Annotated in this window: 18 protein-coding genes; 14 read left to right on the top strand and 4 right to left on the bottom strand. The window is 38.8% G+C overall.

Annotated elements, in window-relative coordinates; all coding sequences use genetic code 11:
- The first annotated feature begins 90 nt into the window (after window positions 1-90).
- From AC07VK_RS24385 to AC07VK_RS24370, 4 genes are all read left to right on the top strand, one after another.
- Complete coding sequence (locus tag AC07VK_RS24385; protein ID WP_131029499.1) at window positions 91-966, top strand: cyanophycinase; 876 nt, start codon at window positions 91-93, stop codon at window positions 964-966.
- An 80-nt stretch (window positions 967-1,046) separates the two neighbouring features.
- Window positions 1,047-1,889 carry an isoaspartyl peptidase/L-asparaginase gene (locus tag AC07VK_RS24380; RefSeq protein WP_492963876.1) on the top strand — a complete coding sequence of 281 codons (843 nt, stop codon included), beginning with the start codon at window positions 1,047-1,049 and terminating at the stop codon, window positions 1,887-1,889.
- Between the two features lie 29 nt (window positions 1,890-1,918).
- Entirely contained in the window at window positions 1,919-2,608 is a 690-nt protein-coding gene (locus AC07VK_RS24375; RefSeq protein ID WP_215165893.1) for a hypothetical protein, read from the top strand.
- A gap of 270 nt (window positions 2,609-2,878) precedes the next feature.
- Window positions 2,879-5,044 (top strand): carboxy terminal-processing peptidase, encoded by a 2,166-nt coding sequence (locus AC07VK_RS24370; RefSeq protein WP_492963874.1) that lies wholly within the window; start codon window positions 2,879-2,881, stop codon window positions 5,042-5,044.
- A 331-nt stretch (window positions 5,045-5,375) separates the two neighbouring features.
- Here the strand turns inward: AC07VK_RS24370 and AC07VK_RS24365 are convergent, their stop codons facing one another.
- Window positions 5,376-6,317, bottom strand: coding sequence for an SPFH domain-containing protein (locus AC07VK_RS24365; RefSeq protein WP_492963872.1), 942 nt, complete (start codon window positions 6,315-6,317; stop codon window positions 5,376-5,378).
- A 174-nt stretch (window positions 6,318-6,491) separates the two neighbouring features.
- Between AC07VK_RS24365 and AC07VK_RS24360 the strand changes: the two genes are divergently transcribed.
- On the top strand, window positions 6,492-8,534 hold the full coding sequence (locus AC07VK_RS24360; protein ID WP_492955933.1) for a M13 family metallopeptidase: 2,043 nt from the start codon (window positions 6,492-6,494) through the stop codon (window positions 8,532-8,534).
- A gap of 112 nt (window positions 8,535-8,646) precedes the next feature.
- Entirely contained in the window at window positions 8,647-8,832 is a 186-nt protein-coding gene (locus tag AC07VK_RS24355) for a hypothetical protein (protein ID WP_029274977.1), read from the top strand.
- Between the two features lie 99 nt (window positions 8,833-8,931).
- Here the strand turns inward: AC07VK_RS24355 and AC07VK_RS24350 are convergent, their stop codons facing one another.
- The 3 genes from AC07VK_RS24350 to AC07VK_RS24340 form a co-directional block, all read right to left on the bottom strand.
- Entirely contained in the window at window positions 8,932-9,114 is a 183-nt protein-coding gene (locus AC07VK_RS24350) for a hypothetical protein (RefSeq protein ID WP_131029493.1), read from the bottom strand.
- Between the two features lie 287 nt (window positions 9,115-9,401).
- Complete coding sequence (locus tag AC07VK_RS24345) at window positions 9,402-10,499, bottom strand: CapA family protein (protein WP_492963870.1); 1,098 nt, start codon at window positions 10,497-10,499, stop codon at window positions 9,402-9,404.
- 164 nt (window positions 10,500-10,663) lie between these two features.
- Window positions 10,664-11,221, bottom strand: coding sequence for a C40 family peptidase (locus AC07VK_RS24340; RefSeq protein WP_029274974.1), 558 nt, complete (start codon window positions 11,219-11,221; stop codon window positions 10,664-10,666).
- 497 nt (window positions 11,222-11,718) lie between these two features.
- Here AC07VK_RS24340 and pdhA point away from each other — a divergent pair, with 497 nt between their 5' ends.
- The 8 genes from pdhA to AC07VK_RS24300 all read left to right on the top strand — a co-directional run bounded on the left by pdhA (window position 11,719) and on the right by AC07VK_RS24300 (window position 20,478).
- On the top strand, window positions 11,719-12,714 hold the full coding sequence (gene pdhA, locus AC07VK_RS24335) for a pyruvate dehydrogenase (acetyl-transferring) E1 component subunit alpha (protein WP_029274973.1): 996 nt from the start codon (window positions 11,719-11,721) through the stop codon (window positions 12,712-12,714).
- A 30-nt stretch (window positions 12,715-12,744) separates the two neighbouring features.
- Complete coding sequence (locus AC07VK_RS24330; protein WP_492963868.1) at window positions 12,745-14,409, top strand: dihydrolipoyl dehydrogenase family protein; 1,665 nt, start codon at window positions 12,745-12,747, stop codon at window positions 14,407-14,409.
- Window positions 14,410-14,557: 148 nt separating this feature from the next.
- Complete coding sequence (locus AC07VK_RS24325) at window positions 14,558-16,336, top strand: DUF885 domain-containing protein (protein WP_492963866.1); 1,779 nt, start codon at window positions 14,558-14,560, stop codon at window positions 16,334-16,336.
- Between the two features lie 215 nt (window positions 16,337-16,551).
- Complete coding sequence (locus AC07VK_RS24320; protein WP_492963864.1) at window positions 16,552-17,103, top strand: cupin domain-containing protein; 552 nt, start codon at window positions 16,552-16,554, stop codon at window positions 17,101-17,103.
- Between the two features lie 68 nt (window positions 17,104-17,171).
- Window positions 17,172-18,404, top strand: coding sequence for a serine hydrolase domain-containing protein (locus AC07VK_RS24315; protein WP_029274967.1), 1,233 nt, complete (start codon window positions 17,172-17,174; stop codon window positions 18,402-18,404).
- Between the two features lie 4 nt (window positions 18,405-18,408).
- A complete protein-coding gene (locus AC07VK_RS24310; RefSeq protein ID WP_492963862.1) occupies window positions 18,409-19,392 on the top strand; it encodes a hypothetical protein in 984 nt (327 codons plus the stop codon).
- A 24-nt stretch (window positions 19,393-19,416) separates the two neighbouring features.
- On the top strand, window positions 19,417-19,722 hold the full coding sequence (locus AC07VK_RS24305; protein ID WP_492963860.1) for a YbaB/EbfC family nucleoid-associated protein: 306 nt from the start codon (window positions 19,417-19,419) through the stop codon (window positions 19,720-19,722).
- Window positions 19,723-19,800: 78 nt separating this feature from the next.
- A complete protein-coding gene (locus AC07VK_RS24300) occupies window positions 19,801-20,478 on the top strand; it encodes a metal-dependent hydrolase (protein ID WP_492963858.1) in 678 nt (225 codons plus the stop codon).
- The last annotated feature ends 179 nt before the right edge of the window (window positions 20,479-20,657 follow it).

Below are 20,657 nucleotides of genomic sequence, written 5' to 3'. Positions count from 1 at the left end.
ATAAATTGAATATTCTTGACAAAAAAAGTCGTGTTTTTTATCATAAGCCTATATATTTGGGTTTTTTGATACAATTATAATACACAAAGAATGGTTCCGAAAGGTAAACTCATCATCATTGGTGGCGCAATAAACACAGGCAGCTTCGCAGAAACGCAATTTGGACTGCCTGAGAATATGAATTTTTTTGAGCGTGGAATTTTAAAACGGATTACTACAGAATCATTAAGAGATACTCAATCTCGCTTCGAGATCATCACCACAGCATCACTAATGCCCGAAAAAGTTGGCGAAGAATATATCAAGGCTTATGCGCAATTAGATGTGCACAATGTTGGTGTCCTTAACATTACCAACCGTGAAGAAGCCAATTCTGATGAAAATTATGAACGTATCAAAGCAGCAGAGGTAATTATTTTCACCGGAGGCGATCAGCTTCGCCTTTCTTCAATTTTCGGTGGAACAAAAATCCATCAGATCCTGTTAGAAAAGTATAGAAATGAGCCTGTAGTAATTGCGGGTACTTCTGCAGGGGCGGCCGCAAGCTCTAAAAATATGATTTATCAGGGTAGTAGCAAAGATGCTTTACTTAAGGGAGAGGTTAAAATTACCGGTGGATTAGGCTTTATTGATGATGTTATTGTTGATACACATTTTGTTCAACGCGGAAGAATTGGCCGCTTGTTATACGCCGCTGCCAGCAATCCCGGTATTTTAGGCATTGGTCTGGGTGAGGACACCGGGCTTTTCATCTCTGATGGCCATACAATGGAAGCCATTGGCTCAGGCATGGTAATTTTAGTAGATGGCCGCAATATGGCCGATACCAATTTAACCGATGTAGAAATGGGTCAGCCTGTTTCCATTAAAAATATGGTGGTACACGTAATGTGCGATGGCGACGTTTATGATTTAACAGACCATAGCTTAGTGATCCATCATCCAAAGGTTGTTCCGATAGGGTAATTCAGTTAGCAGTGGGCGATTTTCAGTTAGGACTTACCCAATCTTGATACTTGCTACTTAATACGACAATACTCAAAAAAATGAAATTAATCATACATGGCGGCTTCTTCAGCGAATCGTCTACCAACCAGGAAACGAAAAAGGCTAAACAAGATGCTTTGGCGTCGATTGTTACGCTCGGACACGAATACCTGAAAACACATACTGCATTAGAAACCGTGGTTTATACTGTTGCGCTGTTAGAAGATAACGAGCTGTTTAATGCAGGCATAGGTTCGCAGATCCAAAGCGATGGAAAAGTGCGGTTAAGCGCTGCCCTAATGGATGGTAAAACAGAAAAATTTAGTGGCGTAATTAATGTAGAAGACGTTAAAAACCCCATACAAATTGCGGAAAACCTATTAACATATGACGACCGGGTGTTAAGTGGTGATGGTGCCCAGCAATTTGCAAGAACAAATGGATTTGAATATTTCAACCCGGTTACTCCGCAACGCCAATCAGAATACGAAGCTAAACTAAATCAAAAAAACAATAAAGGAACGGTAGGCTGTGTAGCACTCGATGCAGATGGAAATTTGGCAGCAGCAACCTCCACAGGTGGAAAAGGATTCGAAATCCCTTGCCGGGTGAGTGACTCTGCAACTGTTGCGGGCAACTACGCCAATCAATATGCTGGTATTTCTTGTACCGGAGTAGGCGAAGATATTGTAAGCGGTGCCCTAGCCGCAAAAATTGTAACCCGTGTTACCGATGGTTTTTCTTTAAAGGAAGCATCAGATAAATCTTTCGCCGAACTTAAAGCTTTTGATGGCTTTGCGGGCGTTGTAGGCATTTCTGCAGCAGGCGAAGTGTACCATTGCGATTCGCACCCCTACATGGTTTGGGCATCTTTTGATGTTAATTTACAGGTATTTAGCTGAAATTTGAATTAAAGTATTATTTTTGTTGCATGACCAAGATTGTATTGGCTTTAATCGGCCTCTTTGCATCATTACAACTACAAGCTCAAAATATAGATAAATCTGAGATCCAAGAACCTAACGGTAGTGCTATAAATATTGCCGTATCTAAATTTGATCTGGAAGATGGTAATTCTTTTTTTGAGGAAGCAGAAGATTTAGAGCGAAAAGGCGATTACAACGAAGCCCTCACCTTATTTGGCAAAGCAGCTTTCGAATATAATGCCGTAAAAAACTTTAACAGGTACGGACAGGCTGTTATCAAGATGAGCAGTATGCATTATCAACTTGGCCGTTTCACTGATGCTGAGCAGATTCTTTTAAATGTGGCTTTAAAAAATTATTCAAAAACTGGAAACAGGGCAGGAGTAATGAACACCTATAACCTTTTGGGCAAAGTTTATCTGGCCAATACCAAATATACCCAATCGATGTGGTTTTATACCCAACAGGGCATATTGGCAAAACAGCTAAAAAGCAACAATTCATACATCGAATCTATTTTAGGTATTGTTCAGGTTAAAATTAAAAAGAAAGATTTTACACTTGCACTTAGAGATCTGAAATCGGCCGAATGGCTTGCCAACTCGATCAAAACTACCCAGTACAAAACGCAAATCAAAGACGCCAGGGAAATGATCGCCAGCAAAACCACCAGTAAAAAGGTAAACCCAAGCTAGTCTAAATACTTATTTTTCTATAAATTTTCTTATATTACTGGGAATACAGCCTTTAAAGGTCTGTAATTGGTCAAATTTTGCGTGTCGATCAAAACAAAAAATAGCGCCCAACGTTCTACATAGGAAATTGTTAAATAAAAAGCTTTTAGTTAGATTTGATAAAGTTTTAACAAGAGACGGTAATAATGCTGTCTCTTTTTTGTTTTTTTGCTAAAATGGTATCATATTGGCTATATAGAATTGGAAATGGATTTTAAATCATTTAAAGAGATGTTAAAGAGAGTATTTTTTGTAATTTTTACTGCGGCAGTACTTGCTTGTCATGCCGCACCTAAAACTCAGCCAATGGTTGAGGGTGTTACCAATGTGAAACCTGATGAGCAGCAACAACTTGTTATAAAAGAGGTTGTAAATTTGATTGAGAGTTATAATTATAAAAAAATTCAGATCAACGATTCTATATCTTCTATCATTTTAGATAAGTACATCAAGTCTTTAGATCAGGGCAAAAATTATTTTCTGGCTTCGGATATTAAGGAATTTGAAAAATACAGATATACTTTGGATGATGATTTCAAAAATGGCGATTTAAGCGGCCCATTTTTCATCTATAACGTTTATGCCAAAAGGTTGAACGAATATTTTACCTATTCTTTAGCACAGATTAAAACCAAATACGATTTTAACCAAACCGACAGTTATGTATATGACAGAGAGAAGCAGCCTTGGGCAACTTCTTCTGCAGCATTAAACGATACCTGGAAAAAACGTGTTAAATACGAACTGATCAATTTAAATTTAGCCGGAACAGCTGAAGCAAAGAACGTAGAGACATTAACTAAACGTTATCAGAACCTACAGTCGCAGACTTCGAAAACCAATAATCAGGATGTATTCCAGATTCTGATGGATGCTTTTACCGAATCTATCGATCCACACACCAATTATTTTAACCCTACCAATGCAGCAGCGTTTAACGAAGATATGTCACGCTCTTTTGAAGGTATTGGTGCCCGTTTACAATTAGAAAACGAGGTAGTTAAAATCTCTGAAATTATTGCCGGCGGACCTGCATTTAAAGGGAAACAACTGAGTGCTGGCGATCGTATTATTGCTGTAGCCCAGGGCGATGGAGAATTTGTTGACGTAGTGGGTTGGAGATTGGATAACACCGTATCGAAAATTAAAGGTCCTAAAGGAACCAAAGTGCGTTTAAAAGTTATCCCTGTTGGAAAAGAAATGTCATCTAAACCGGTTATTATCGAATTGGTTCGCGATAAAATTGTTTTGGAAGAAACATCTGCCAAGAAAAAAGTTAAAACCATTAACAGTAATGGTAAAGATTATAAAATCGGGATTATCACGCTACCAGCGTTCTATGCTGATTTTAAAGCAGCAAATGCAGGTGATAAAAACTACAAAAGCACTACCCGCGATGTTAGAAAATTAATCGACTCGTTAAAAACATACGATAAGGTAAATGCAATTGTAATGGATTTACGTGGAAACGGTGGCGGTTCATTGGTTGAAGCCATTTCATTAACTGGTTTATTTATCGATAGAGGTCCTGTAGTTCAGGTGAAAGATTTACGTGGTAAAATTGAAGTGGATGAGGATGAAAATAGCGGTGTAACCTGGGATGGGCCTTTTGGTGTAATTGTAGACCGTTTAAGCGCATCTGCATCAGAAATTTTCGCCGGTGCAATACAGGATTATGGCCGTGGTATTATTATGGGTAGCCAAACTTATGGTAAAGGTACTGTTCAGTCTTCTATCGATTTAAACAAATTGGTAAACCCAAGTATGTTGCAAAGGGTAGCAGGATTAATTTCTAAAGATAAAACCATTGGCACATCGCCAAGCGGAGCAAGCGCGGCTGATATTAACTTAGGTCAGATTAACCTAACCATGGCTAAATTTTACCGTGTAGCAGGAAGCAGCACCCAGCATAAAGGTGTAACACCTGATGTTGTTTTCCCTTCAGTTTATCCGATGGATAAAATAGGAGAAGATACTGAATCATCTGCCCTACCATGGGACGTTATTCCAAGCTCGAGCTTTAAAGCAGTAGCAAATCTGACCCCTGTTAAAGCGCAGTTGGTTAAAAACAGCGAGCAGCGTATTGCAAACTCATTGGATTTTAAATACCTGAAACAAGATATTGCCGATCTTAAAAAACGTGACAATGAAGTTTCTGTAACCTTAAATGAGGCAAAACTTAAAGCTGAGCGCGATGCACAGGAAGCTAAAACACTTGCCAGACAGAATGAATTAAGGGCATTAAGAGGATTACCTGCCATTAAAAAAGGAGATAAAATTACCAAGCAAGATGCTTTCGATTTTATTGAAGATGAATCGTTAAAAGTGATGGGCGATTTTATGCAACAATCTGGCAACTATGTGATGAACTTAGGGGTGATGCCAAAGAATAACTAAGAAATATACTTTAACTCATAGTCGTCACCCTGAACCGAGCCGTAGCGAGCTCACCGAAGGTAATTTATTTCAGAGTCTATCTAGCAGGAAAGATGCTGACCACGTAGTAGCTACAAGACAACTGAAAATACTACTTCTACTTGTAAAACAAGTTCAGCATGACGATACGTATAATAAAAGGCCGCTTTAGCAAAACTAAAGCGGCCTTTTTTGTTAGAGACTTCCGAAGTCTTTATTTCGCGGTGTCGGATATTCCTATCCGACACTAAACAATATTTATCTTTGATCTATTTACTGTCAGATGGTAACATCTGACAGCACGACAAAAGCACTATCCCTTCTTCGCCGTTGGCTCAATCTGTTTATTCAACTGCATGGCCATCATTTCTTTCATGGTTCTGTTCATGCCCTCGCTGCTTCCATCGAGGAAAATAACGTTTCCATCTCCATTTTCAGCAAAATGTTTAATCGATTCAGTCCACATGGTAAATAAGATTACTGAAATATCCAGGTTGGCCTGCTCCATTTCCTGGGCGGCTTTACTCATACCATGAGCCACCTCTGCACGGAATAAAGCAATACCCTGTCCGCGTAACTGTGCAGCCTCGCGCTCGGCTGTAGCGGCAATTTTAATCGCATTACCATCAGCTTCGGCAGCTTTGGTTTTGGTAATTAATAATGCCTGGCCTTCATTTTCAGCAGCAGCTTTTAAGTTGTTCGAAGCTACTACACGACTCATTGAACGCATAATTTCCTCATCAAAGGTGATATCGTTCAATTGAAGATCCTGAAGATGGTAACCCCAGCCATCTAAAACCTGATCGATCTGTTCCTTAACATGCAGTACAATTTCGTTCCGTTGTGCCAATACATTTGCCTGCTTTTGTGTGGCCACGTATGCCCTGATCGAACCTTCAATCGTTCTGATTAATGCCTGCATTAAGTTGGTTGCATCTACAAACTTAAAAGCTACATTTTTGATCGTTTCTTCATCCTGATTGACAACAGAATACAAGAGCATAGCCTTGAAATATACATTGGCCTGATCTTGTGTTACCGCTTGAAACGACAGCTCTACAGAGCGGTTTTGAATGGAAATACGAGAATAAATCTGCTCTATTAATGGAATTTTAAAATTTAAACCTGGCCTTAACTGGCGGCGGTACTTACCGAAAACGGTTACCACCGCAATGGTTCCCTGTTTAACAGTAACAAATGAGCTCAGCAGGATAATAAATCCTACGACAGCTATAATGTAAATGGTGTATTGCATAATTAGATTTTTTTATGAAGTTATAAAAAATTCATACAAACTACATCAGGCATTTTGTAGCTTTAAGCTTTCTAACTAACTTATATACAATGAAACCATCATGATTTTTCAAACCAAGCAGTGGGATGAAAAAATCTGATCGCTTCATCACTTTTAAAAACAAACGAGAAACAGATGAAAATTAAATTATTTCTTCCGGCAGCCGGCGTATTGCTTTTTGCTGCCTGCCAGAATAAAAGCCATCAAGATGCCGATGTGGCGAATGCACGCACCGATTTTTTTGATAAAGCTGGCATGGATACCACTGTAAAACCTGGTGATAATTTTTTCCTGTATGCCAATGGGAAATGGATGAAAAATACCGAAATCCCGAAAACAGAAACAGGCTGGGGTTCTTTTTATACTTTGTATAACGATAACCTGAAGAACCTGAACAGCATTCTTGAAAACGCTTCAAAAGCGAATGCAGCCAAAGGAAGTACCGAACAGAAAGTTGGCGATTTCTATACCAGTGGAATGGATACCCTTACCATTGAGAAATTGGGCATCGAACCTATAAAGCCCCTCTTAAGTAAAATAGATGGGATTAAAAACGATAAGGATTTAATCAATTTTATTGCCGAAGGCTATAAAGATAGTGAGGGAGATTTATTGGGCTTTGGTGTAGAACCAGATGATAAATTAAGCACTAAAAATGCTTTATCATTTTCGCAGGCCGGTCTTACCCTGCCTGATCGCAGTTATTATTTAGAACAGGATGATAAGGCAAAAAAAATCAGAGCCGAATACATCAAATACATCACAAAAATTTTTAACCTGTCAGGCGATTCTGCGAATGCAGCTAAATATGCCGACAATATTTTAAAACTGGAAACAGCTATTGCACAGTCGCATTCAACTCCAGTTCAACTACGCGATCCACAGAAAAATTATAACAAAATGACCGTGGCTGATTTTCAAAAACAGACCCCGAACATAGAGTGGAAATCTGTTTTAAGTAAAATCGGCGCAAACACGGATACCGTTATTGTTAGGCAGCCAAAATATTATCAAACTTTATCAGCCCTGATAAAAAGCCAGCCTATCGAAATCTGGAAAGAAAAGCTAAAGTTTGATGCTTTAAACAGATCGGCTAATGCCTTTACCAAAAAGTTCAGAGATGCTAAATTCGATTTTTTCTCTAAAACACTATATGGTCAACAGGCGCCAACAGAAAGATGGAAAGCTATTGTAAATGCTACTGATCGTAATTTGGGTGAGCTTTTAGGTCAGTTGTATGCCGAAAAGTATTTCAAGCCTGAGGCTAAAGAGCGTATGTTAACCTTGGTAAACAATTTACAGAAAGTATATGCAGAAAGAATCCAGAAGGTAGATTGGATGACACCTGAAACCAAAAAGAAAGCTTTAGAAAAACTAAATGCATTTATCAAAAAAATCGGTTATCCTGATAAATGGAAAAAGTATGATGATGTTGAGGTTTCGAAAAACACTTATTATGCAAACCTTCAATCGGCAAGTAAACATGCCTACAAAGAAATGATGGATAAACTCGGCAAAAATGTTGATAAAACAGAGTGGGGTATGACTCCACCAACCGTTAATGCCTATTACAATCCCTCTTTCAACGAAATTGTTTTCCCAGCCGGGATTTTACAGTTCCCGTTCTTTGATTTCGCAGCAGATGACGCCATTAACTATGGTGCAATTGGTGCGGTAATCGGCCACGAAATGACACATGGTTTTGACGATCAAGGTCGCCAGTACGATGCGGTAGGTAATTTAAAAGAATGGTGGACAAAAGCCGATGCCGATAAATTTAAAGCCAAGGCGGGTAAAGTAGAAACATTTTACAACAACTTCTCCCTGTTGGATAATCAGCATGTAAATGGTTCGTTAACACTGGGCGAAAACCTCGCCGATATTGGTGGCTTAAACATTGCATACGATGCATTTAAATTAACGGAACAAGGAAAAGGCGATAAAAAGGTTGATGGTTTTACGCCTGATCAACGTTTCTTTTTAAGCTTTGCCCAGGTATGGAGAATTAAAACCCGCGATGAAAGTATGCGCGTAAGATTAAAAACAGATCCGCATAGCCCAGAAATGTTCCGTGTAAATGGTCCCGTTTACAATATGGAAGCTTTTTATAAAGCATTCAACATCCCTGCAACAGCAAAAATGTACATAGCTCCAACAAACCGGTTAGGCGTGTGGTAAATACTCCTTTCATCTAATAAAAGAAGCCCATTTCAGTTAATGAGATGGGCTTTTTGTTTCGCTTAAAACAAAATTGACAATATTTTGTCTTATCATACTAATAGATAACCTTATGAATGTAAAACGCACTTTTGGAACCATCTTAACCGTACTTGGTATAATTGGTTTAATATACGCTGGCTATGGTTTTGTAAGCCACAGCGAAAATACAAGGGGATTAATGGTTTATGGCATCATCGGACTTATATTCTTTGTTTCGGGAATTGGCCTGGTAAAGAATACGAAGGACGAGAGCTAACCAGGTTTATTCTAACTTTAACAACAAACGGTCACTATACAGATGGCAAAACCATGTTAGATCCGGCTTTAATAGCATGTTTGCATAACAGCAACCATGCTATTGTTTCTTTTTGTGTTTGATGATCTGGTACTGGCTAAAAGCAACCAAACAGCCTGCCAGGATAATAATTCCTGCAGACAATAGGTTCTCTGGATTTTGGTTGATGTAGTATGCTGCTGCCAGTACTAAAATTGCAGCTGCAATACCTATAATATAATGAAGTATTAATCCTTTTTTCATCGTTATATAATTATTAATTTATTGCTCATTGTTTTCAATGGCATTTTTCACTTGCATTTATTTTCTCAATGGTGTTCAAGAGAACGCTTCGCTTAGTTAATGAGCCCGCAAAAGCTCGGTTTGTTTTTAAAGGTGATGAAGCTATCAGATTTTTCACTAATGTAAATGTTGTAACGGTGTTCAAGAAGGCTTGAGCTATTTATTCATCCCACTATGTGGTTTGAAAAATCATGATGGTTTCATACAACAAATATTCTGAAATAAATTGAGATTGATGTCGCAGAAAATTAATCTTTTAAACTGATCCTGTTATCAGTGAATTTCAACTGATGGCCAATAAAATCAATATCTGTCAATTCTTTAATCCGTTTAAAGGCACCATGATTTTCATCCAGGGTTAAACGGTTAACCTTATCCTGTTTAACTGATACAATATCGGCATATAGAAAATCGCCCTTCGCATTTATTTTTAGCTGAAGCAAGGGCGCAATACCGTTATTGCCTTTTAAACTGAACATACCATAGGTGCAGAAATTACCCAAACTGTAAGCGATGAATTTGTTTTTATACACCTCAACGGCTCTGGTTACATGCGGGCCATGCCCCAGCACTACATCGGCACCGGCATCAATAACCCCATGTGCAAAGGCATAAACATTACCTCTGTTCTCTTTATAAAAAATCTCGTTCTTACGGGGAACATGTTCAAACCTCGCGCCTTCGCCACCCCCATGAAAAGAAACAATCACAATATCGGCCATCAATTTTAAACGGGCAACCAAAGCCTTCGCACTGTCAATTTTATTAATCGACACCGTATTCTCGTTTGGAGCAAAGGCACAGAACGCGTACTTTATACTATCTTTTTCAAAAATTTCAAAAGGTTTGTTTACCTGCCCCGCATAATGGATCTGCAGCGAATCTAAAATCCTTGCCGTATTTTTTCTACCCCTGGCATCAAAATCCCCAACATGGTTATTGGCGATGCTTAAAACATTAAATCCTGCATCCTTATATATCCCCGCATAACGCTCCGGCATTCTAAAAGCGTAACAGTTATTCGGGTTAATGCCATTACATTTGTTCGAATTGCCTGAGTTGAGGAAACAGCCCTCTAAGTTTCCAAAAACAATATCTCCTTTTAATAAACGATCAACTGCCTGGAAGCTATTTATAGCATCATCAGGAGGGAGATTGGTTTTAGATGGAAAAGCGGAGCCGAGCATAATATCGCCTACAGCAGTAATGGATATGGTATCTTTTATTTTTCTGATCACTGTATCCCGCTTGGCTACAGGCGCGGCAGTCTGTGCATTATTGCTCGTGCAGCTAATTAAAATAACTATTGCAATAAAGGAAAGGATTAAGGTGTTGAAAAACTTCATTCTCGATTTTATGGTTTACAGCAATCGTCATGCTGAATTTATTTCAGCCTCTATCTAATTATTAAAAATGCTAAATAATAAAAAAATCCTCCAAAATTTCTTTAGGAGGATCGTATATTTTTAATTTATAACTGTCAACTGAAAATTGCCAACTGTATACTGGTTTATTCTACTGTAAATTCTTTCTTAAACGATTCTAAAACCCGACCGCCTTTGTAAAAATAACGGCTATAATAAGGCTCGTTCAGGTTGCTGATTACTACACCACGAGAACTTGATGCATGTGCAAATCTGTTATCGCCCAGGTAAATACCAACATGTGAAATACTTCTGCTTTTAATCTTGAAGAAAACTAAATCGCCCTCTTTTAAATCTTCTTTAGACAATGGATCTACCATGCTAAAAATATCGCGCGAATTTCTTCTGATGGTGGTGTTGAAAACTTTATCGTAAATCGCTTTAGTGAAAGCCGAACAATCGATCCCTCTTTTGGTGTTTCCACCATAACTATAAGGCGTTCCGATCCATTCGTAAATAAACTTGTACAGTTTTAAATTCGAAGTTGCATCTACCGCAACACCCATAACCTGCGAAAAATACTGCGATGCAAGGTTGTCGGGATCATTTAATTCTTTACCAGATTCTTTTGTTTTTGTTTGCGCAAATGCGGCTGAGAGCGTGCAAATAGCAATTAGAGTAGAAAACAAAAATTTTTTAATCATGTTATACAGTTATGTTTGGGTATTCACTTACACATTAACGTACACCACATGGGCTTATTGTTGGTTACCAAAAGTATTAATTATACAAATGTTATCCAAATGTTAGACGTTAAAAAACGAAAGTTATTAACATTTTTGTTTTTTGCTCATCATTTTTGTTCATAAACTTAACCTAAAAATCATCTTTTTTTAAAAAAAAACGATGTACTTCAGTACGCTAAACAGGAATAATACAATTTTATTTTAAATTACGGGAATAAGCATATATACAGAATTAAATTTCAGAATAAATTGATTCCATATTATGATAAAGGGTGTTGATTTAATTATAAGAAATCGCTGTTAAATCGATATCGGCAGCCAGGGTTTATATTTAATTGTAAAACAACTGTTAAATCTGATTACAACCCTAATACTATGATGTTTTTACACTAAAAAGTGCCAAAAATTACAATAAAAAAATTAGATTTGCTGTCGCAAAAAACAAATACCCTAAAATGAGTGCAGTAGAAATAAATAAAGATACCTGGTTAAAGTGGTTCGAGTCGATGTTGCTTATGCGCAAATTCGAAGAAAAAACTGGCCAGTTATACGGACAACAAAAAATACGTGGCTTTTGTCATTTATACATTGGACAAGAAGCTGTAGTTGCAGGTGCAATATCTGCAATGCAAAAAGGTGATTCAATGATTACAACATACCGTGATCATGCTCATGCCTTAGCTTTAGGAGTTAGTGCTGATAGTATTATGGCAGAAATGTACGGTAAAGCTACAGGTTGCTCTAAAGGTAAAGGTGGTTCAATGCACATGTTCAGCAAAGAGCATAACTTCTACGGTGGTCATGCAATTGTTGGTGGTCAGATTCCTTTAGGTGCTGGCGTTGCTTTTGCAGAAAAATATAAAGGAACTGACAATGTTAACATTTGTTATATGGGCGATGGTGCTGTGCGCCAGGGTGCATTAAACGAAACTTTTAACATGGCCATGCTCTGGAAATTGCCTGTTATTTTTGTTTGCGAAAACAACGGTTATGCAATGGGTACCTCAGTACAACGCACAACCAACATGACCGATATTTATAAAATAGGTTTAGGTTTTGATATGCCATGTGCTCCGGTTGATGGTATGGATCCGGTTGCTGTTCACAATGCAATGGACGAAGCGATCCAACGTGCACGTAAAGGTGAAGGACCTACTTTCTTAGAAATGAGAACTTACCGTTACCGCGGTCACTCCATGTCAGATCCGGCAAAATACCGTACCAAAGAAGAATTAGAAGATTATAAAGCAAAAGATCCGGTTGAACATGCAAGAGAAACAATTCTTAAAGAAAAGTATGCAGATCAAGCCTGGATTGAAGAAGTAGAAGCTAAAGTAAAAGCAATTGTAGATCAGGCAGTAAAATTTGCTGAAGAATCTCCTTGGCCTGATGCATCTGAATTATACAAAGATGTATATATGCAACAGGACTACCCTTACGTAATGGACTAATATTAATAAGATTTCAATTAATTAGATATAATGGCTGATGTAATTAAAATGCCCAAAATGAGCGACACCATGACCGAAGGGGTTTTGGCAAAGTGGCATAAAAAAGTGGGCGATAAAGTGAAAAGCGGCGATGTTTTGGCAGAAGTAGAAACTGACAAAGCAACAATGGATATGGAATCTTATTGGGATGGTACGCTTTTATACGTAGGTGTAGAAGAAGGAACAGCTGTTCCTGTTGATGCCATCATGGCCGTTATTGGTAAAGAAGGCGAAGATTATAAAGCAGCATTAGAGGCTGAAAAAGGCGCCGAAGCTCCAAAAGCAGAAAGTGCTGAAGCACCAAAGGCTGAAGAGAAAAAAGAAGAAGCTGCACCTGCTCAAGGCGGTGGCTTAAGCGAAGAAGAATTAGCAGCAAAAGGTGTTACGGTTATCCGCATGCCTTTGCTAAGCGATACCATGACTGAAGGCGTAATTGCTGAATGGCATAAAAAAGTTGGCGATAAAGTAAAAGATGATGATGTTCTTGCTGATGTAGAAACCGATAAGGCTACTATGGAAGTAATGGGTTACGCAACAGGAACTTTATTACACATTGGTGTAGAAAAAGGCCAGGCTGCTAAGGTAAACGGAATTATCGCCATTGTTGGTCCGGAAGGAACCGATGTAAGCGGAATTTTAGCAGGCGGTTCAGCTCCGGCTCCAAAAGCCGAAACTGCAGAAGCACCTAAAGAAGAAAAACAAGTTACAAGCGCTGATGCAAGTGCATCTGCTCCAGTTGCAGAAAGCTCTTCAGATAGCCGTGTTAAAGCATCTCCTTTAGCTAAGAAAATTGCTAAAGATAAAGGGATCGATTTAGCACAGGTTGCAGGTAGCGCAGAAGGGGGTCGTATCATTAAAAAAGATATCGAAAACTTCAAACCAACTGCAGCGCCAGCAAAAGCAGAAGCTGCATCAGCTCCTGCTGCCGAGAAAGCTGCCGCACCAGCACCAGTTATCCCTCAATATGTTGGCGAAGTTAAATTTACTGAAGCTCCGGTTTCGCAGATGCGTAAAGTAATTGCAAAACGTTTGGCAGAAAGTTTATTTACTGCTCCACACTTCTACTTAACCATCAGCATTGATATGGACAATGCAATGGCTGCCCGTACGGCAATCAACGCAGTTGCTCCGGTTAAGGTTTCTTTCAACGATATCGTAATTAAAGCGGTTGCCGTTGCATTGAAAAAACACCCGGCTGTTAACTCATCGTGGGGTGGCGATAAAATCAGATTTAACGAACATACTAACATCGGTGTAGCAATGGCTGTTGAAGACGGTTTATTGGTACCGGTAGTGCGTTTCGCTGATGGCAAATCTTTATCACATATCTCTGCAGAAGTAAAAGATTTTGGTGGTAAAGCAAAAGCTAAAAAATTACAACCGGCAGATTGGGAAGGTTCTACTTTCACCGTATCTAACTTAGGTATGTTTGGTATTGATGAGTTTACTTCAATTATCAACTCTCCTGATGGTGCAATTTTATCAGTAGGTGCTATACAGCAAGTTCCAGTTGTTAAAAACGGTGCCGTTGTTCCTGGTAACGTAATGAAATTGACTTTAGGTTGCGATCACCGTGTGGTTGATGGTGCAACCGGAGCACAGTTCTTACAAACCCTAAAAGGTTTATTAGAAGAGCCAATCAGGTTATTAGCATAATCAGTTAGCAATTCGCAGTTTTCAGTTTAATACTGATTATATATTAAAAGCCATCCTTATAAAAGGGATGGCTTTTTTGCGTTAAGAAGGGCTACACTTAAATGGCTAATAATTTGCTATTTTTGATTAGAACCTTAACCCAAAATAAATGAAGAAGATATTTCTTTTTGCTGCCTGTATTACGGCGTTTGCTGCCTGTAAACAAAAAGGCAGTTCAGACAATGCTACCGAAAACAAAGCTTTTGCTGCCATGTGCGAACAATACTATCAGGAGGGATTAAAACTGAACCCCATTAACGCCACTTATATTGGCGACGAGCGTTATAACGACCTTTTAGCCAATGATGGGTCGCAAGCCTATATAAAAGAATTTAAAAGCTATAACGAACGTTATTTAGATAGCCTGAGCAAATATGACAGAGAAAGCCTAAGTGCAAACGACAAATTATCTTTCGATTATTTAAAAGATCAGTTGGATATCAATATCGAAGGGCTTAAATATCATTTCGAATACCTGCCGTTTAACCAGATGTTTGCTTTGCCTTTAACCATTGGTCAATTTGGCTCTGGTACCGGCATCCAGCCTTTTAAAACAGTAAAAAATTATGAAGATTGGTTAAAACGTATTGATGCATTTTCGGTATGGGCCGATACCGCTATTGGCAATTTTAAAAAAGGTGCTGCCGCCGGTATTGTATTACCAAAAGCATTGGTGATTAAAATGATCCCTCAAATGCAGAGTATGGTTGTGGCCACACCTGAAGAAAGTTTGTTTTATGGGCCTATCAAATTAATGCCAGCAAGTTTTTCTGCAGCAGATAAACAAAAGTTAACAGAGGCCTACCGCAATTCGATCACCAAAGTAATTATCCCTACCTATAAAAAATTGGGCGATTATCTGCAGAATGAATACCTGCCAAAAACAAGAACTACTTCAGGCTATTCTGCCATGCCAGGTGGTTTGGCCTGGTACACTTATCTGGTTAAACAACAAACTACCACCAACAAAACGCCTGAAGAGATTTATCAAACGGGCTTAAAAGAAGTTGCCAGGATTAAAGGCCAAATGGATAGCATCAAAAACTTAGTTGGCTTTAAGGGTGATTTGAAGGCTTTTTTCGAATACATGAAAACAGATAAAAAATTCATGCCTTATAAAACACCAAAAGAAGTTTTAGCTGCATTTGAGAACATCCACCAGCGCATGAAACCCAATTTGAAAAAAATGTTTGATGTTGAACCTAAAACACCTTTCGAAATCCGCCAAACTGAAGCATTCAGGGCCGCATCGGCAAGTGCTGAGTACAATCAGGGTTCAGCAGACGGATCGCGCCCCGGAATCTTTTATGTGCCAATTTTAGATGCCAAAACATTTAACACTACCTCAGGCATGGAGTCTCTTTTTCTTCATGAAGCAATTCCAGGTCACCATTATCAGATTTCTTTAACCCAAGAAAATAAATCACTCCCTAATTTCCGCCGTTTTGGAGGGCACAATGCTTATGTAGAAGGCTGGGCATTATATTGTGAATCGTTGGGTAAAGAACTAGGCCTATACCAAGATCCTTACCAACACATGGGCGCTTTGGGCGATGAAATGCACAGGGCCATCCGTTTAGTGGTTGATGTGGCTATTCATACCAAAAATATGAGCAGAGAAGAGGCCATAAAATACATGACAGACAATGAAGCCATCAGCACTGAAGGTGCAACAGCAGAAATTGAACGTTATATGGGCATACCTGCACAAGCTTTAGGCTATAAAACAGGTGCAATGAAAATAAGGGAATTGAGAACAAAATATGAAAAAGAATTAGGCCCGAAATTTAAATTATCCGCTTTTCATACTGCAGTTTTAAAAGATGGATCGTTCCCATTATCTGTTTTCGAAGCGAAGATGGATACCTGGGCCGAAAGCCAGAAGTAGATCTATTCGTATTGTGTATCGTTATTCAAGAAGTCGTCATTTCGAGCGAAGAGCAACGCAGCCGAGAAATCTGTCTAGATAGATCTCTCCATTCCGCGATGCTCCAGTCGAGATGACGACTATGTAAATAATCTGCGGAAATCTAACCGCCGAATTCATTAAATCTCGAAACCCTTTGCCCATTACTTTGTTAACTATTAAAACACCCCAAAATCATGGACAAAGAAAAATTGATACAAGAAGCTTACTTGGTTGCGCATAAAATAGAGGAGAATGGCAATTTTCCGAATAATCCCAATTTACCGTTAATGATCTACAAAGGTACATTTAGGTTGCATCCTGATGATACCGAAGAAGTAATTAAGAAAGTTTTCGCACAGAACGGGTATACCAATGCCTGGGTTGATGGTATTTTTGATTACCACCACTATCACAGCAATACACACGAAGTTATGGGCGTATTTTGTGGTAAGGCTGATGTACAGTTTGGAGGCGAGCATGGTGTTTGTATTGAACTGGATAAAGGCGATGTGATTATAATCCCCGCAGGCGTAGCACATAAAAAGCTGAACTCAACCGACGACTTCACCGTTGTTGGTGCGTACCCAAATGGCTCAGATTATGACATGAAATATGGCAAAGCTGAGGAGCGCCCTGAAGCAGACGAAACCATAGCTAAAGTGAAAAACCCAGACAGCGACCCCGTTTATGGGAGTAAAGGTCACTTATTTGAATGCTGGTACAATCAAAATTGCGAAAATGTGTAAAACTCTTTCGTTTTAACCGTCTAAAATTCTTTAATTTTCGGGTTTTAAATACACTATCCTTAATATAAATGAATTTTCGATATATATGCTCAGCATTAGCCCTCTCTGTAACTTTACTAACCGCATGTTCAAGCAAAAAATCTGAAGAGAAAAAGGCCGCTGAAAAAAAAATCCGCACCAAAGACGACGACAAAGCTGATAGCCTCTTACTGGTTTATAATCCACAAAAAGGTGATAAATGGATTGCTGATTTTGTAGATAACCTACACCGGAAATTCAATTTCAACGGGAATATGCTGGTAGCCAAAGATGGAAAAATTCTTTACGAAAAAGCTGTTGGATGGGCAGATTACCTCCATCGGGATAGTTTAACCATCAACTCAGAATTTGAGTTGGCTTCAATTACGAAAACCTTTACCGGTACAGCCATTATGCAATTGGTAGAAGCCGGAAAACTTTCGTTAAACGATAATGTAAAAAAATTCTATCCTAATTTCCCATATGAGGGTATAACTGTGAAGTTGTTGCTTTCTCACCGCAGCGGTATGATGAACTATGTTTACTTCATTGACGATATCTGGCGCAAGGAAAAACGCAACATGAAAAAAGGCGTAACCAATCAGGAAGTGATGAATGTTATTGCCGAGCGTAAACCCAACCCATATACTAAACCCGATAACCGTTTTCACTATAACAACTCAAACTTTATGGTTTTGGGTGCCATTATAGAAAAGGTAACCGGACAACGTTACTCGCAATATATGATGGAGCATGTGTTTAAACCAGCTGGCTTAAAGCACACGCATGTGTATAGCACCACTGAGTATGAAAAAATTCCGGTTGATGTGGTTGGTCACGACCGCAATAGTTTTCGATATTCTGTTGCACAGAATTTTTTAGATGGTCCGGTTGGGGATAAAGGCATTTATAGCACGGTACACGATCTGGTATTATTTGATAAATACTTGAAAAACGGAAGATTATTGACCAAAAAGAGTCTCGATTCGGCGTATGTAGGTCGCAATAAGCCAATAAACGGTCATTTTAACTATGGATATGGCTGGAGGATGTTCGACGGCGAAAAGATGGACAAAGTAGTTTATCACACAGGTTGGTGGCATGGTTTCCGCCATATTTATGTGCGAGATTTAGACAAAAACATCGTAATTATATTTTTAGGCAATCTTACTAATGGAAGTTTGATGCATCTTGATGAACTGTATAAACATTTCAATATGCCGGTTATCCGTAAAGGGGCTTACCATGGCAATGGAAGTTTGCCGGGAAGCGACGAAGATTAAATTTATGGCAAAAACAAAATGGATTATCGGACCGGGTACATTAACCATCTATCCTAAAAGAAATTTAAGGATAGTTGGCGTTATTTTTTTTGTTCTGATTGGGGCCTTTATTTTCTTTTTATCGAGATCGGTACAGGGCTATTCGGCTGGCCTTACTTTTGGATATTATAGCTTCCTATTATTAATCCCCTTACTGCTGATTTTAATGGCCGAAACGAAGGTTGTTTTTGATGGAAACAGCAGGATTTTATATAAAAGAATTGCGTTTTTGCCAACGGGATCAATTCCTTTTGATGATATCGCTTCAGTAGAACCATACGAAATACTTGGAAGCGGTTTCAATTATAAACTATTTAAAAAAAGTAACAGGCATGGCAGAGGCTTACTCGTTTCTTCCGGATATAGCAAAGCCACCGATGTCAATCTGATCGCTTTTCAGCAGGAGGTACTGCCAAAAATTGATGAACTTGTTTTCGCCAATGCACCTGTAATTCCCAAACAGACCATTTACGATTTTCGGTTTTTTAAAGAAGAAGGAGGGATTTACCTGTTGCGGGATAATAAGATAGGAAGTTTTATTGTCGGATTAATTTTGATCGGTGCTACCGTTGCGATATTGTTTAGTCCAGATTTTTTGGCAAACGAAGGTTCTATTCAAAAAATACTCCTCACCTATTTTCCAGCAGTGATCGGCTTAGCACTTCTTTTTGCAGCAACCTCCAATATCCGTTTTGATAAAAGCCAAAGAAAAATTATCCGTTCTACTTTTGCTGGCCGTTTTAAGAAAGAATATCCTTTTGATGACCTGATCCGTTTTCAGGTGATCCGCAAAACAACCAATCTTATTTATTCAGGTACCGAAGTTAGGGCAGAAATTTTACTGCCAGCCAAAAACAAAACCACCACCTTAAACCTTAAACACTTTACAGGTACTAAAAGAATTGAGCGGTTTCTTGATGAAGCCAATACGATTTTAGGCAGAATCTAGTTTTATTATAAAAATTACAACGTTATGTTTGATAAATTATTTGCGGCTCAACAAAAGGCCGAGGAAATTAAAAAACGCCTGGATACGATTTCGGTATTTGGCGAAGTTGAAAATGGTGCAATAAAAATCACTGCTACAGCAAATAAGACCATCACCGGAATTTCCATTGATGAGGAGTTTTTGAAAAATGCCGATAAGGAAGAATTAGAAGAACTTTTATTAACCGCTATTAATAAAGCTATGGCAAGTGCCGAACAGGTTAGTGCCGCCGAAATGCAGGCATCAGCACAGGATATGCTTGGAGGCTTAGGCGGTATGTTTGGGCAATAAAACCATTAGTTAACTTAACTGTTTATCCTAAGAAGAATCGATCTTGCTACTTGAGAATCAAATCTTGATACTATTATTATGAAATACACTTATTACGGCCAATCTTGCTTCCTGTTAGAAGCAGCCGGGAAAAAACTACTGTTCGATCCGTTTATATCACACAATCCGTTAGCTAAAAATATAGATATTAAAGCCATTGAGGCTGATTATATACTGGTTAGCCATGGGCATGGCGATCATGTTGCCGATCTGGTAGCACTAGCAAAGCAAACCCAGGCCACCGTTATCGCCATGCCGGAGGTGGTAGATTGGGCAAGCAAACAAGGTGTAGAAAAAGTACATGGAATGAATTTTGGCAAATTTACTTTCGATTGGGGAACTGTACGTATGGTATCTGCAACACACTCATCTGGTTTACCAGATGGAAGTTATGGAGGGAACCCTGCAGGCTTCGTACTTGAAGTAGACGGCAAACAGATTTACTTTGCAGGCGATACAGGTTTAACCATCGAGATGAAAGTTTTAGCTGATATTTACAACCTGGATTACGCCATCCTGCCAATCGGTGGAAATTACACCATGGATGTGGATGATGCACTAGTTGCAACGAAATATTTCGACTGTGATAATGTAATTGGCGTACACTACAATACCTTTCCAGTAATCGAAATTGATACCCAGGCTGCGTTAGATAAATTTAAACGCGAAAACAAAACCTTATTGTTACCAGAAATTGGTGAGACGATAAACTTATAGGCTCGTGCGGATTACAAATCCGCCCGCAATACCGTCATTTCGACTGAAGTGCAACGAAATGGAGAAATCTGTCTCGAGGTAGATCTCTCCGCTACACTGCGTTCCGGTCGTATTCTAGGTTTACCACAATTGCAAATTTATTTTAAGAAAAACTCTTTTTTTGGAGTTTTTCTTAGCTT

The sequence above is a fragment of the Pedobacter sp. GW821-FHT01D05 genome, from assembly GCF_059422505.1.
Note: the sequence above shows the minus strand (reverse complement) of the source record. Positions and strands in the feature narration are given on the sequence as shown.